This is a genomic window from Symbiobacterium turbinis, from assembly GCF_055383075.1.
In genome coordinates, this window is sequence record NZ_AP042433.1 from 3380659 (window position 1) to 3394395 (window position 13737).

Sequence of the window (13737 nt, forward strand, 5' to 3'; positions counted from 1 at the left end):
GCGCTGGTTGGAGGAGCGAGAGGCGCTGAGGCGCTGCCGCGCAGGCGACCGCGATGCGTTTGCGCACCTTGTCAGGCGTCACCAGGCGTCCGTGCTGGCACTGTGCTATCGCATGACCGGCAGCCGCGAAGACGCCGCCGATGCCGCCCAGCAGGCATTCCTGCAGGCCTACCGGCGCCTGGAGACCTACGACCCGGCTCAGCCCTTTCGCTCGTGGCTCATGAAGATCGCAGCCAACGAGAGCATCGCCCTCATGCGCCGCCGCGGCCGCCTGAAGGAGATCGCGGACGACGAGGCCCTGAACCGCGCGGCGGCCAGCGGGCCGGACGCCCACTCGCTGGTGGAACTGGCCGAGGACCGGGAGGCGGTGCGCCGCGCCGTGGCGGCTCTGGCCCCGCGCTACCGGACCGTCATCCTGCAGTACTACTTTGAGGGGCTCAGCTACCAGGAGATCGCCGAGCGATCCGGTCTTTCGGTCGGCACCGTCTCGACCCATCTGTTCCGTGCGAAGCAGCAGCTCAGGCGATTGCTGAGCGAGGGGGAGGTGACCGCGCACCATGCACCCTGAGAAGGAGAGGCTCCACCTGTACCTGAGCGGAGCTCTCGGGCCCATTGACCACAGGCGTGTGGAGGCGCACGTGAACGACTGTGCCGAGTGTGCCAGCGTTCTCACGGAGATGAGAGCCGAGGACGCGGCGCTTGCCGACGCCCTTAAGCTGGATGCCGCCGAGCGGCGCTGGCTTGACTCCCTTGACCTGGTGGCGCCGGTCATGGCACAGATTCCAGCGGCTCCGCCGACGACGCCGCTGCTGGTGCTCGTCGTCGTGCTGCTCAGCCTGGCGGGCTACGCGGGAGGAAGCCTCTGGTCGACCGTGACCGGACTGCTGCCGGATCCGGGTGTCGGGAGCGCCGTTTCCCTCATCCGCACGGCAGGTCCCGCGCTGCTGCGCCTGCTTCTGTGGCTGGGCAGGGGAGGGCTCCTGCCCGTCATCTGGCCGGTGCTGGTGATCGGTGCCGGCCTGGGCGCCTGGCGCGCGTTCTTCACAAAGGAGGCAAGAGGCCATGCGTAGAGCCGTCGTCGGTCTGCTCTTAAGTGCGCTGCTGCTGTTTACGCTGGTCCCGTCGGCCCTGGCGTATGACCGGCGAGCCGGCACCCGCCTCACCGTGGCTGCAGGCGAAACGGTGGAAGACGACCTGCTCCTCAGCGGCGTCACCGTCGAGGTGGCGGGCACCGTCTTGGGCGACGTCTTCGCCTTCGCCGAGAGCGTCATCGTCACCGGCACGATTGGCGGCAACCTCGTCGTGATGGGCAGTGCGGTCGACGTGAGCGGACAGGTGGACGGAACCGTGTATGCCATGGCCGAGAACCTGAACGTCTCTGGCGCCGTCGGCAACAGCGTCGTGAGCGTCGCCGGCAGCACGGTCATTGCCCGGGAGGCCGTGCTGGGGGGCAACTGGATCGCATCGGGCAACCAGCTGCGCCTGGAAGGAAGTGTTGGGCGGGGCGTCCTGGGGTTCGCCCGGAGCCTGCGCCTGGACGGTCCTGTGAAGCACGGGGTGGAGGCATGGGTCGACCAGCTGAGCCTGGGCGACAGCGCAGCCATCGAAGGAACCGTCACCTACCACAGCGGGCGGGAGGCCCAGGTCTCTGCCGATGCCCGGGTCGGCGCCCTGGAGTTCATCCCTCAGGAGCCGCGCAGCTGGGGAGGGCCCGGTCTTGCTCCCGCCACGGGTCTGGTCATCCGGGTCGCAGGGTTCCTCATCGTCGGCCTCCTCCTGCTGGCGCTTCTGCCGAACCTGCGCACCCGTTTCCCCAGGGTCATCCGGCGGTATCCGTGGCAGGCGCCGCTGCTGGGTCTGGCCGCCCTGGTAGCGCTGCCGGTCGGGGCCGGCGTGCTCATGGCCACGGTCGTCGGTGCGCCGCTGGGCCTGCTGACGCTCCTGCTCTATCCCCCGGCGCTCTACTGCGGGCAGGTGCTGCTCTCCTGGGCGGTGGGCCGGTTTGTGGCTGACCGGTGGGCGTGGTTGGGCAGCCAGCACTGGGCGGTCATCTTTCTGGCCGGCACCGTGCTGACCACGCTGCTGACGGAGTTGCCCCGCGTCGGTCTTGCCCTCAGCTTCGTTGCCGTCGTCTACGGTCTGGGCGGTCTGCTGTATGCCTTCCGGGGCCGGGACGGCGGCGAGACGGTCGTGTGGTGACATGCAGCCGTGTCCGGTGGCGCACCAGCCGGGGGCCTGCCTGGCCATGAACCGCCCTGCCGGGCAGCGAACCGGTCGAGGCGGTGGAGAAGCGCCCTGCAGAAGGTGTTCCGCGCCAGGAAGCCGAAGCTGGTTAGGTCGCGGCGGTTCGGCGGGGGATGGAGATCGCCCGGGCCAGCCTGCGTCAGAGATCGGTTTTCACTGGAGGGATTGCGCATGATCCTCGTCACTTACCACACACCCGACGGCCTGGCGCTGGGCGTAAAGACGGGCCGGAGCATTCTGGACGTTGCCGCCGCCTGCGGGCGCCTGGGGTGCACAGGCCTCCCCCACGGCGTCAACGAGGTGCTGGGCCTGGGCACCGAGGCCCTGGAGCCCCTCCGGCACCTGGTCGGCCGCGCCGAGGCCCACCCCGACCTGTTCCGGGCCGAGTCGGAGCTGCGGCTCGGGCCCCCGGTGCCCCGCCCCGGCAAGATTATCTGCGTCGGCCTGAACTACCGCGCGCACGCGGCGGAGAGTCAGATGGAGGAGCCCGAATACCCCGTGCTCTTCTCCAAGTTTGGCAACGCCGTCGCCGGGCCGGGGGAGGAGGTGGCCCTGCCGGCGGCCGCCGAGCAGTACGACTACGAGGCCGAACTGGTCGTTGTGATGGGCCGGCGGGCGAAGGGCGTCCCGGCCGAGGCGGCCCTGGACTACGTGCTGGGCTACTGCAACGGCAATGACCTGAGCGCCCGCGACCTGCAGACGCGCACCAGCCAGTGGCTCTTGGGCAAGTCGCTGGACGGCTTCCTGCCCATCGGCCCCTACCTGGCCACGCCGGAGGAGGTTCCGGATCCGCAGAACCTCCGCATCCGCCTCTGGCTGAACGGCGAACTGCGGCAGGACGCCCACACCCGCGACATGATCTTCCCGGTGGCCCGGCTCATCGCGTACATCAGCCGGTACATGACGCTGGAGCCGGGCGACATCATCGCCACCGGCACCCCGGAGGGGGTCATCCTGGGCCGGCCCGAGAGGGACTGGCTGAAGCCCGGGGATCGGGTCGCGGTCGAGATCGACGGCCTGGGGCGTCTGGAGAACACGCTGGTGGCCGGCGACTGACGGCGCTGGACGGCATCTGCCTACAGCGCCGGGCGCCCTGCGGATTCCGGCGCCACGGCCGCCCACAGTGCCCGCATGGCGGGGGCGGTCTCCAGCAGTTCCGCCAGCGGCCCCGCGGCGATTAACTGCCCGTCCTCCAGCAGGAGGATCTGGTCGGCCTGTTCCAGGGCCGCCCTGCGGTTGGACACACAGAGCACGGTTGCCCCCCGGTGGGCGAAGAGGCGGCGCCAGAGCTCCGCCTCTGTTTCGTTGTCCAGGGCGGAGGAGATGTCGTCCAGCACCAGCAGCTCCGGCCACCGGGCGAACATCCGGGCGGCGGCGGTGCGCTGCACCTGGCCCCCCGAGAGCTTCAGTCCCCGCGAGCCCACCTCGGTTTCCAGCCCCTGGGGGAACTGGGCCAGATCCGGCTCCAGGACAGCGGCGGCAACGGCCGCGTCCAGGTCGGCGGCCTCCTCCGCGAGGCCCATCAGGATGTTCTCCCGCACCGTTCCGGAGAAGATGCGGGGCACCTGGGGCGTGTAGGCCGCCCGGGGCGGGGTGAAGAAGGCCATGGGCGCCTCGACCCGCCGGCCGTTCCAGCGGATTTCCCCGGCCTCGGCGGGCAGGAGGCCCAGCAAGGTCCGCACCAGGGTCGTCTTGCCGGAGCCGATCTTCCCGGTGATGACGGTGAATGACCCCCGGGTGAGGGTGAAGGAGACGTTCCGGATGCCCCTTCCGGTCCCGGGGTGGCGGTAGGTGAGGCCCACCACGTCGAGCCGGTGCAGGGTGTCTTCCGCGCGGCGCACCGGCGCCGGGTCGGGCGGCAGGGCTTCGGTGAAGCGCAGCTCCCTCCGGGCCACCAGCGCTTCGTCGCCGCCGGCCAGCTCCGCCATGCGGGCCTGGTAGACTCCCATCGCCCGGAGCTGGGCGACCGCTTCCGACATGCCCCACATCTGCCAGCCCAACAGCTGCAGGAGCAGCTGAAAGAGGGCGAACTGGCCCGGGGTGAACTGCCCGCCGGCCAGCAGGGGCGCGGCGGCCAGGATCACCAGCCCCAGGCCCGCGTAGAAGCCGTTCTCCGCGATGGCCCAGAGCATGCCCCACTGAAGCCGCTCCTTCAGGCTCACATCCTCACGGTCGCGGTTGATGGCGCGGAACCGGCGCAGGGCGTCGGGAACCGCGCCGGCCACCTGCAGCACCGCGACGGCGCTGAAGATCTCCCCCAGGTAGCCGGTCACGGCTTCCGTGCGCTCCATCACCTGGTCGCGGTAGACCACGATGTTCTCGTGAATTCGCCGCATGACCAGAAACATCGCTGCGATCACGGCGGCGCTGAGCAGGGCCAGCAGCGGCTGGATCGTGGCGAGGTAGGCGAAGATGCCCACCGCGGCGCCAACGCGCACCGCGGCGAAGGGGAAGCGGTTCATCTGGAAGCTGGACTCCTCCACGTCGTCGCGGAAGCGGGTGATCGCCTCTCCGGGGGTGACGGGCAGGGGCAGCGCACCCGGCCGCCGGTAGATGCCCAGCAGCATGTTGACACGCAGCAGGGTGGTGGTGAAGCGGTCCGAGAGGGTGACGCCCACCTGCCAGATGAAGTCGCAGAGCTGGGCGAGCACATTGGCCGCCAGGAAGGCCACGGCGTAGAGCAGGGGCTCGGGGGAGCCCCCAGGGAGGGCGTCGAAGAACCGCGAGGACATTGCCGCGCCCAGCGCGGTCAGCGTCAGGTCGAGGCCGAAGCCGGCGGCGGTCAGCAGCGCGGCGGGCAGCATCATGCGGTAGAACCGCCAGACGAAGGTATATCCGCTCATCGGGCCAGCGCCTCCGTTCGGCCGGCCCGCTGCAGCCGGCTGTAATGGGAGTGGGGATCCTGGGCGAGCTGATGCCGGGGGCCCCACTCCAGCACTTCCCCCTGCTCCAGGACGAGGATCTGGTCCGCCCGTTCCACCGTCGTCAGCCGGTGGGCGATGATCACGGCCGTGCGGCCCGCCAGCAGCCGGTCCACGGCGGTCTGCAGCAGCGCCTCCGTGACCGGGTCGATGCGGGCGGTGAACTCGTCGAGGATGATCAAGCCCGGGTCCCGGAGGGAGAGGCGAACCAGCGCGAGCAGCTGCGCCTCGCCCGCCGAGAGTCCGCCGCCCGCGGGGCCGATGCGGCTGTCGAGCCCCTGGTCGAACCGGCGGAACCATTCCGTCAGTCCGAGGCCGGCCACGGCTGCCCAGATCTGTTCATCGGTGATGTCGGGGTTGAAGAGCGCCAGGTTCTCCCGCAGGGTTCCGTCGAAGAGGCCCACCTCCTGCGTGATCAGGCCGATGCGGCTGCGCAGGGCGTCGAGCGGCACGTGGCGTATGTCCACGCCGCCCAGCCGGACGCTTCCCGCCTGCGGGTCGTAGAAGCGGCACAGCAGCCGGATCAGGCTTGACTTGCCGCTGCCGGTGCGGCCCAGGATGCCCAGGGTCTGCCCGGGCTCCAGGTGGAAGGAGACGTTGCGCAGCACCGGGCGACCCGCCTCGTACTGGAAGCACACCCGGTCCAGGGTGACGGAGAGAGGGCCGTGGGGCAGTGCGCCGCCGGCGCCGTCGGCGATCGCAGGGGTTACGGACGTCAGGCTCACCAGACGGCCCAGCGCCGCGCGGGCCCGCTGCAGTTCGTCCATCTGCTCCCGGATGGTGGTGATCGGCTCGTTGAGGAGGTCGACGTAGAAGAAGAGCATCATGGCGGTGCCCAGCGAGAGGGCGCCGCCGCGGTACAGGAAGAAGGCCAGGACAAGCATGGCAAACTGGCCGAGCATCCACGCGTCGACCGTGACGTTGGAGGCGGCAGACTCCAGGAAGCGGGCGCGCCGGCGGAGCCGCCAGTGCCGGGTCGACAGCGCCGTGAGCCTGCGGACCACGGCCGGGTCGGCGCCCAGGGCCTTGACTTCCTCCCTGCCGGCGATGTGCTCCTCGACGAAGGACATCATCTCTGTGGTGGAGGCCCGGATGCCGGCCCAGGCCTTCACCGTGAGGGAGGAGACGCTGAGGACGGCCGCGCCGCTGAGCACGAAGGAGCCCAGGCCCACCAGGCCCGACAGCCATCCCTCGGCGAAGAGCACGATGAGCACGCCGGCGATGAGCACCAGCGATGTGCCCACCTGGGCGACGAACTGCGAGAAGAAGCCGGCCAGGGTGGTCACGTCGCCGTCGACCCGTTCGATCAGTTCGCCGGGCGTGTGCGTCTTGTGAAAGGCGATGTCCAGGCTGAGCACGTGCCGGGCCAGGTCGAAGCGGAGCGCATTGGTCGCGGCCCACGCGGTGCGTTCGGAGAGCATGGTGGCGGCAATGCGCAGCACCTGGATGAGCAGGGAGCCGGCCAGGAAGAGACCGGCGGGAAGGAGGAGCGCGGGCAGCGGTTCGCCCGCCAGCGCCCGGTCCACCAGCGAACGCAGGAGCTGGGGGAAGAGCAGACGGAGGCCGGTCGCCCCCAGCAAGAGGGACACAAGCACGAGAATGCGGGCGCTCTGGGGCTTCAGGTACGTCCAGACGAAGCGGAGCGCCCTGTTTTTGGACATGAAAAAACAGGCCCCTTTCGGTTGGTTGTGATGGCGGAGGAACTCCTGCCTGCTCACAAACGAATCTGGCCTGTGCGGATGGACGGGGTTCTGCACAGAGGCAGGTCAGTGTGAGCAGTACATCGGGTGGATCGGGTTGATGAAGAAACGCACTGCATCGCACCCCCAATGGCGGAATTGCGCTACGAATCCATCCTAACTGCAGGCCGCCGGCCGGGTCAATCGGCATTTTCAGGTCGACCCATTCTTTCCGGCGGCCTTGGCCGTGCGTCTGCGGCGGCCGGTGCATCGGCACAGTTGCGGGCCGGGCATGCTAGCGCAGAGTCCGATTCCGATACGTGGCAGAGGAGGACGTCCCCATGCGCTACACCCGGTTGTGGGCGACACTTGCCCTGGTCATCGTCGCCTCATTTGCCGTGCTCGGCTACTACGGGTGGGACACCTACTGGCGGATGCCGCCGATCCCCGAGCGGGTGGTGTCGACCGACGGAACCGTCCTGTTCACGGGCCAGGACATCCGTGACGGCCAGAACGTCTGGCAGTCCATGGGCGGCCAGGAGGTCGGCAGCGTCTGGGGACACGGGGCCTATGTGGCGCCGGACTGGACGGCCGACTGGCTCCATCGCGAGGCCGTCTGGATTCTGGACGCGTGGGCGACCGCCGAGTACGGCACGCGGTACGACGACCTCGACGCTGAGCCCAGGGCGGCGCTGCGGGCCCGCCTGATGGAGGAGATGCGGACCAACACGTACGACCCGGACACGGGCGATCTGGTGGTCTCGCCCGTCCGGGCGGACGCCATCCGGGCCGTGGCCGCGCACTACGACAGCCTTTTTGGCGACGATACCGCGCTCGCAGACCTGCGGGAGGCCTACGCTATCCGCGCCAACACGGTGCCCGATAAGGCGCGGCGGGCGCAGATGAGCACGTTCTTCTTCTGGTCCGCCTGGGCCGCCTCCACCAACAAGCCCGGTTCGGATGTGACCTACACCAACAACTGGCCGCCCGAGCACCTGGTGGGCAACCGGCCCACCGGCGAGGCCATCGTCTGGTCGGTGGTCAGCTTCGTGCTGCTGCTGGCCGGCGTGGGCGCGCTGGTGTGGTACTACGCTGCGGACCGGCACCGGGCGGAGGGCGAGCTGCACGTGCCGCCGGATGACGACCCGCTGCTCTCCGGGCTGAAGGTCACGCCGTCGATGCGGGCCACCGTGCCCTATTTCTGGATCGTGGCGGCCCTGATCATGGCCCAGATCCTGATGGGTGTCATCACCGCCCACTACGGCGTGGAGGGCTCCGGCTTCTACGGGATTCCCCTGGACCGGTGGCTGCCCTACTCGCTGGCCCGCACGTGGCACACCCAGCTGGGCATCTTCTGGATCGCCACCTCCTGGCTGGCGACCGGGCTGTTCATGGCCCCTGCGGTGTCGGGCTATGAGCCCCCGCTGCAGCGGGCCGGGGTGCTCTTCCTCCTGGTCTGCCTGGTGATCATCGTGGCCGGCTCCCTGGCCGGCCAGGCGGTGGCCATTCAGCAGAACCTCTCGCTGGAGGCCAACTTCTGGTTCGGCCACCAGGGACTGGAGTACGTGGACCTGGGCCGGTTCTGGCAGTGGTTCCTGTTCATCGGCCTCTTCCTCTGGCTGTTCCTGATGCTCAGGGCGCTCTGGCCCGCGCTGCGCAGGCCCGGGGACCAGCGCAACCTGCTCGCGCTGTTCGTGCTCGCCTCGTTTGCGATCGCGCTCTTCTACGGGGCCGGGCTGATGTACGGGCGGCAGAGCAACTACGCGATGATCGAGTATTGGCGCTGGTGGGTGGTGCACCTATGGGTGGAGGGCTTCTTCGAAGTCTTCGCGACCGTCGTCATTGCGTTCCTGTTCACCCGCCTGGGGCTCCTGCGCTCGTCCACCGCCACCGCGACGGTGCTCTTCTCGACCATCATCTTCCTCTCCGGTGGCATCATCGGCACCTTCCACCACCTGTACTTCACCGGCACCTCCATGGCCGTGATGGCCCTGGGCGCGGTCTTCAGCGCCCTGGAGGTGGTTCCGCTGGTGCTGATCGGATTCGAGGGCTACGAGAACCTGCAGCTGAGCCGTTCGAAGCCGTGGGTGCGGGAGTACCGCTGGCCCATCTACTTCTTCGTGGCCGTCGCCTTCTGGAACCTGGTGGGGGCCGGGCTGTTCGGTTTCTTCATCAACCCGCCCATCGCCCTGTACTACATGCAGGGGCTCAACACCACCCCGGTACACGGCCACACGGCGCTCTTCGGCGTCTACGGGATCCTGGGCATGGCGCTCACGCTCTTCTGCCTGCGGGGCCTGACGGTGGGGCAGCACTGGAACGACAGGATCCTCAGCTTTGCCTTCTGGTGGATCAACGTCGGCCTCGCCCTGATGGTCCTGCTGAGCCTGCTCCCGGTGGGGCTGCTTCAGACCTGGGCCAGCGTGGAGCACGGTATGTGGTACGCCCGCTCCGCCGAGTTCATGCAGAGCGATATCATGAACACCCTGCGCTGGCTGCGGGTGGTGGGCGATACCATCTTTGCCCTGGGCTGCCTGGCCTTCGGCTGGTTCGTGGTCTCCCGGCGGCCGGGCGCCCCGCAGCGGGTCGGCTTCGCGGGCGACTGATCCATACTGCCGCCGGCCCGTGGGCAGACTAGCCGTGGAGGCTGCTGGGGGAGGAGAGTGTGAATGCCTGAGAAGAGCTTTGACCATGACGAATACCTGGCGAAAGAAGTGAAGGACGCGCTGCTGGCGCAGACGGATTCCGCGGGAATCGACATCCAGGTGTCTGCAGAGGACGGGAAAGTGAGATTGTACGGCGTGGTCGATGCGCTCTCCCACAAGTCAGCGGCGGAGGAGATCATGCGGAAGATCCCGGGCGTCCGCGGCATCGACAACGACATCACCGTCGCCAACGAGGAGACGCTCAGCGACAAGGACCTGGAGGGCGCCGTCGCGGCCAAACTGGCCGGCGTCCCGGAATACGCCCGCATTGGGGTGCGGGTGCAGAAGGGCGTCGTTACCCTCATGGGCGAGGCCCGCTCCTACGAGGACCTCGACGGGGCCGTCAGGCTGGCGGAAGGGGTGCCCGGGGTGCGGGAGGTCCGATCGGAGAAGGTGAAGGTGGGCGTGGGGGAGGAGGAGGACGACGCAGACGTTTCCCGGACCGCCCTGCGTCTCCTGGCCCGGATGGGGTACGACCCCGACCAGTTCCAGGTCTACACCGCCGACGGCGCACTGCACGTGAAGGGCATCGTGCCCACCCGGACCGACCGCAGCCGGATCAAGACGGCGATGCGCGGCATCCGGGGCGTGGCGAAGCTGGAGGCCCTGCTCGTCGCCGAGGACGAGATGCTGCAGGACGACGAACTGCACTAGATGACGTGCAGGGTCCCGCCGGAACCGCGTGCCGGACCACCGGTGCGATGAGCATGACCCCGCCGGTTCGTGTGGCCGGCGGGGTCGCTGTATGGAGCGGGAAGGAAAAATATGGTTGTCCGTCGAATTCCCCCGCCTCGGGGGTGACGGTGTTGAGTTCGATCATCCAATTCACACCTGCGATGCGCGCGGCCGTCGCGGCGCTGCTGGCGCTCAGCGTCGCCGGGCTGGGCTGGCGGGCGTACACCCTCTACCAGGCGGACCAGCGCGCGCTGAAGGCGGCGGCCTTTCTGGCGGAGCTGGAGAGCGGGTCGGGGGCATCGCTGCAGAGCGCTGCGGATGGGTCGCCGGAGGGCGGGCCGCCGGCGCAGGGCATGGAGCAGCCCGCCCGCACCTTGATCGTCCACGTGGACGGGGCTGTGCAGAAGCCGGATGTCTATGCGCTTCCAGAGGGCGCCCGGGTGAATGACGCGATTCTGGCCGCGGGCGGTCCGCTGCCCGATGCCGTGCCCGGCGTCCTGAACCTGGCCGCGCCGCTGGTGGACGGGGCGAAGGTCTATGTCTATCGGAAGTCGGAACTGGAGCCGCAGGCAACCCCGCCGCCGAAGGCGCAGGGGGCCACCTACCAGCCGGTGACCACCACCCTGGAAGCATCGGGCGACAGCGGGACGCCGCTGGTCAACATCAACACGGCCGGTCAGGCGGAACTGGAGACCGTGCCGGGCATCGGCCCGGCCATCGCCCGCAAGATCATCGACTACCGGAATGCCCACGGGCCGTTTCAGACGGTCGATGACCTGATCAATGTCTCGGGCATCGGGCCGAAGACGTTGGAGAAGATGCGGCCGTATCTGACGCGTTGAGCGGTGGGCGGTGGTCGTGGGCAGCTGGTGTTTGAGCGGTGGGCGGTGGTCGTGGGCAGCTGGTGTTTGAGCAGTGGGCGGTGGGTCGTGGACAGTGGGTGTTTGAGCGGTGGCGGTGGTCGTGGGCAGCGGGTGCTTGAGCGGTGGGCGGTGCGGGTGCTGGCTGCTGAGCGGGCTCGGGTCGGCGGGGTCCTGGGATGGCGCTGAAACCCAGTAACAACGAGGAACCAAGGCGCTTTCAGGGTGGCGCCCTGGTTCCCGTTTTGTCAGTGTACTGCAGGTGGATCGTCGTCTGCACTCAGCGCCCGAGTCTCATGCAAGTGCACGCAAGAGCGCCATCGCCGCGATTCCGACCACCACGGTGCCCATCAGGCTCCGGGTCCAGATGGCGACCGCAAACGCCGGAAGGGCCGCAAGCAGCGCGGGGTTCCCCGGGGGGAGCGCAAGCTGCCCGCCGTCCAGGAGGAGGCCCTGGGCAAGCAGGGCCGAGAGCACCGCCGCCGGGATGAACTCCAGCCACCTGAGGAGCAGCGGGGGCATCTTGAACCGGCTCAGGACGACGATGGGCAGCATGCGGGGCACGTACGTGACCAGGGCCATGCCGAGAAAAAGCAGCAGGATCTCGGTGCGCACACTCATCACCGGATCATCACCCCCACCGTGGCGGCGATGACCGTTGCGACGATCACGCCCCAGCTGGGCTCTCCCATCAGCCCCATGACCACGGCCACAGCCGCGGCGACCGCGGCTGCGATCTGGCGGCTTCGCGCCCCGTCGCCCCGCAGGTTGGGAACCAGCAGGCCGATGAACATGGCCGACAGGGCAAAGTCGAGCCCGAGGGCCTCCTGGTTGGTCGCGATGCCGCCGGCGAGCGCGCCGGCCATCGAAGCGGCGATCCAGCTGCTCTGCGAGGTGATGTGCAACCCGGCCACAAAGCCCGGGCCGATGGGGCGCCCGCGGAGCAGGGAGGCGTTCACCGCAAAGGTCTCGTCGGTGATTCCGTAGGAGAGCAGGGCGTTGACCGCCGGACGGTTCTGCCGGAACGAGGGCAGCAGGGCGGTGCTGAGGAGGAGGTGTCGCAGGTTGACCAGAAACGTGGTGGAGATGATCGCCGGGAAGGCCGCGCCGGCGGCCAGCATCTCCACGCCGATGAACTGCGCCGAGCCGGCGTAGACGAGCAGCGACATCAGCCCCACCTCAGCGACGGATAGGCCGGCGGTCTGCGCGAGCACGCCGAACGCAAAGCCGATGGGCAGGTATCCGAGGACGATGGGCAACGCAGCCTTGCTGCCCGCGGCGAAGGTGGACGGCGGCAGGCTGGGCAGCGTCTGCGGTGATGACATGCGGCGGACACCTCCAGGGTCATAAGGTATCCATAGCTATTAGACTTTAAAGCAACAAAATCCTACATGCCGGTGAGATGGGGGTGCGCAGTGAGGGCGGGCACGAGTGCGGGATGAGCTGCAGCGGGGTGTGGCGCCGTGTGTCAGACAGTCGGCGGCGGTGGGGAGCAACGACGGACTCGGGGATCCCCGAGGGGTCGAAAGGCTGGGCAGCGATGGCGGATGGGCGGTCGATGAATCTGAGGGGGAGCGCTGGCGTGAGGTACCCGGGGGCTGGTAAGAATGTGCACTTTCGTAGAGTCCTTGTGGCAGGCGGGATGCAGGGATCGCAATCCCGGAAATGCCCGTGGGACGAGGACTTGAGAAAAGTGCACATTCGTTCCAGTGGCGGAGAGCACCGGGTGGGGAGGCGTTGCAGGGGCGGGGAGGAGTCGCAAGGCTGGGCGGCGGTGGCGGATGGACGGTCGATGAATCTGAGGGGGAGCGCTGACGGGAGGCACCCGGGGGCTGGTAAGAATGTGCACTTTTGTGAAGCCCTTGTGGCAGGCGGGATGCAGGGATCGCGAGCCCGGAAATGGCTGTGGGATAAGGTCTTGGGAACGAGTCCAGCCTCCGCCGCAGCCGGGCGACGTTGACATTCAGGGTGTTTTCGCTGACGAAGTGCGTCTCGTCCCAGAGCCGCTCCAGGATCTGGTCCCGGGTCACGGACCGCGGATACTTGCTGGTCAGGAGACCCAGCAGTTCGGCTTCCTTCTTCATCAGGCTGACCCGCTGGCCGCGGAAGAGGACCTCGGGCCGCTCCGGGTAGAAGGTGAGCCCGTGGAAATGGATCTCCCGCTCGCTCTCCAGCGGCGACCCGGCCAGGTCGCCGTAGCAGCGGCGGATCTGGCTCCGGATTTTGGCGAGCACCACGTCATAGTAGAACGGCTTGGTGATGAAGTCGTCGGCGCCCTGCTCGATGGCCAGCACCTGGTCCATTTCGCCGTCGCGGGCGGAGATGAAGATGATCGGGCAGTTGGAGATGCGGCGGATCCGCTTGCACCAGTAGTAGCCGTCAAACCGGGGCAGGTTGACATCCAGCAGGACGACGTGCGGGGCGGTCTGCCGGAAGACCTCGTCGATGGCCTCATACTGGTCTGCAGCAATCGCCTCGAATCCATTCTTGATCAGGTGGTTCGCCAACCGCTGCGAGATCGACTTGTCGTCTTCCACGATGAGGATCCGGTACAGCGCAAGCACCTCCTCGACTGCAGACTCGCCGGATGCCGCCGGTTCCTGCCCGGAGATGGCTCAGCCCTGAGGAAGCCGCAGACCAGGGTGGAGCTGCC

At 68.5% G+C, this 13737-nt stretch carries 12 protein-coding genes; 7 read left to right on the top strand and 5 right to left on the bottom strand.

Annotated features, from left to right (window positions below; all coding sequences use genetic code 11):
• Window positions 1–7: 7 nt before the first annotated feature.
• From ACZ45O_RS16360 to ACZ45O_RS16375, 4 genes are all read left to right on the top strand, one after another.
• The gene (locus ACZ45O_RS16360; RefSeq protein ID WP_464854464.1) at window positions 8–568 is read left to right on the top strand and encodes an RNA polymerase sigma factor; all 561 of its coding nucleotides are present in this window, start codon (window positions 8–10) and stop codon (window positions 566–568) included.
• Complete coding sequence (locus ACZ45O_RS16365) at window positions 558–1070, top strand: zf-HC2 domain-containing protein (protein ID WP_464854465.1); 513 nt, start codon at window positions 558–560, stop codon at window positions 1068–1070. The genes ACZ45O_RS16360 and ACZ45O_RS16365 overlap by 11 nt, the downstream gene beginning before the upstream one ends.
• Window positions 1063–2199, top strand: coding sequence for a DUF8173 domain-containing protein (locus ACZ45O_RS16370; protein WP_464854466.1), 1137 nt, complete (start codon window positions 1063–1065; stop codon window positions 2197–2199). The genes ACZ45O_RS16365 and ACZ45O_RS16370 overlap by 8 nt, the downstream gene beginning before the upstream one ends.
• 216 nt (window positions 2200–2415) lie before the next feature.
• Window positions 2416–3300: a fumarylacetoacetate hydrolase family protein gene (locus ACZ45O_RS16375; RefSeq protein WP_464854467.1), complete on the top strand. Its 885-nt coding sequence runs from the start codon at window positions 2416–2418 to the stop codon at window positions 3298–3300.
• Between the two features lie 20 nt (window positions 3301–3320).
• On the opposite strand, the gene ACZ45O_RS16380 is transcribed toward ACZ45O_RS16375, so the two are convergent.
• Complete coding sequence (locus ACZ45O_RS16380) at window positions 3321–5087, bottom strand: ATP-binding cassette domain-containing protein (RefSeq protein ID WP_464854468.1); 1767 nt, start codon at window positions 5085–5087, stop codon at window positions 3321–3323.
• Window positions 5084–6826 carry an ABC transporter ATP-binding protein gene (locus tag ACZ45O_RS16385; protein WP_464854470.1) on the bottom strand — a complete coding sequence of 581 codons (1743 nt, stop codon included), beginning with the start codon at window positions 6824–6826 and terminating at the stop codon, window positions 5084–5086. Before ACZ45O_RS16385 ends, ACZ45O_RS16380 begins: the two co-directional genes overlap by 4 nt.
• 359 nt (window positions 6827–7185) lie before the next feature.
• Here ACZ45O_RS16385 and ACZ45O_RS16390 point away from each other — a divergent pair, with 359 nt between their 5' ends.
• The 3 genes from ACZ45O_RS16390 to ACZ45O_RS16400 all read left to right on the top strand — a co-directional run bounded on the left by ACZ45O_RS16390 (window position 7186) and on the right by ACZ45O_RS16400 (window position 11066).
• Entirely contained in the window at window positions 7186–9450 is a 2265-nt protein-coding gene (locus ACZ45O_RS16390; RefSeq protein WP_464854472.1) for a nitric-oxide reductase large subunit, read from the top strand.
• Window positions 9451–9513: 63 nt separating this feature from the next.
• A complete protein-coding gene (locus ACZ45O_RS16395) occupies window positions 9514–10203 on the top strand; it encodes a BON domain-containing protein (protein WP_464854474.1) in 690 nt (229 codons plus the stop codon).
• Window positions 10204–10385: 182 nt separating this feature from the next.
• A complete protein-coding gene (locus ACZ45O_RS16400) occupies window positions 10386–11066 on the top strand; it encodes a helix-hairpin-helix domain-containing protein (RefSeq protein ID WP_464854476.1) in 681 nt (226 codons plus the stop codon).
• Between the two features lie 312 nt (window positions 11067–11378).
• On the opposite strand, the gene ACZ45O_RS16405 is transcribed toward ACZ45O_RS16400, so the two are convergent.
• From ACZ45O_RS16405 to ACZ45O_RS16415, 3 genes are read right to left on the bottom strand one after another with little or no spacing between them, the layout of a single operon-like run.
• Entirely contained in the window at window positions 11379–11705 is a 327-nt protein-coding gene (locus ACZ45O_RS16405) for an AzlD domain-containing protein (RefSeq protein WP_464854478.1), read from the bottom strand.
• Complete coding sequence (locus tag ACZ45O_RS16410) at window positions 11705–12409, bottom strand: AzlC family ABC transporter permease (protein WP_464854480.1); 705 nt, start codon at window positions 12407–12409, stop codon at window positions 11705–11707. The genes ACZ45O_RS16405 and ACZ45O_RS16410 overlap by 1 nt, the downstream gene beginning before the upstream one ends.
• 39 nt (window positions 12410–12448) lie before the next feature.
• On the bottom strand, window positions 12449–13648 hold the full coding sequence (locus ACZ45O_RS16415; protein WP_464854482.1) for a response regulator transcription factor: 1200 nt from the start codon (window positions 13646–13648) through the stop codon (window positions 12449–12451).
• Between the last annotated feature and the right edge of the window lie 89 nt (window positions 13649–13737).

Coding starts and splice junctions, on each gene's coding strand:
- ACZ45O_RS16390 (WP_464854472.1), top strand. CDS start 7,186: ATGCGCTACACCCGGTTGTGGGCGACACTTGCCCTGGTCATCGTCGCC.
- ACZ45O_RS16410 (WP_464854480.1), bottom strand. CDS start 12,409: ATGTCATCACCGCAGACGCTGCCCAGCCTGCCGCCGTCCACCTTCGCC.
- ACZ45O_RS16405 (WP_464854478.1), bottom strand. CDS start 11,705: ATGAGTGTGCGCACCGAGATCCTGCTGCTTTTTCTCGGCATGGCCCTG.
- ACZ45O_RS16365 (WP_464854465.1), top strand. CDS start 558: ATGCACCCTGAGAAGGAGAGGCTCCACCTGTACCTGAGCGGAGCTCTC.
- ACZ45O_RS16375 (WP_464854467.1), top strand. CDS start 2,416: ATGATCCTCGTCACTTACCACACACCCGACGGCCTGGCGCTGGGCGTA.
- ACZ45O_RS16380 (WP_464854468.1), bottom strand. CDS start 5,087: ATGAGCGGATATACCTTCGTCTGGCGGTTCTACCGCATGATGCTGCCC.
- ACZ45O_RS16385 (WP_464854470.1), bottom strand. CDS start 6,826: ATGTCCAAAAACAGGGCGCTCCGCTTCGTCTGGACGTACCTGAAGCCC.
- ACZ45O_RS16395 (WP_464854474.1), top strand. CDS start 9,514: ATGCCTGAGAAGAGCTTTGACCATGACGAATACCTGGCGAAAGAAGTG.
- ACZ45O_RS16370 (WP_464854466.1), top strand. CDS start 1,063: ATGCGTAGAGCCGTCGTCGGTCTGCTCTTAAGTGCGCTGCTGCTGTTT.
- ACZ45O_RS16400 (WP_464854476.1), top strand. CDS start 10,386: ATGCGCGCGGCCGTCGCGGCGCTGCTGGCGCTCAGCGTCGCCGGGCTG.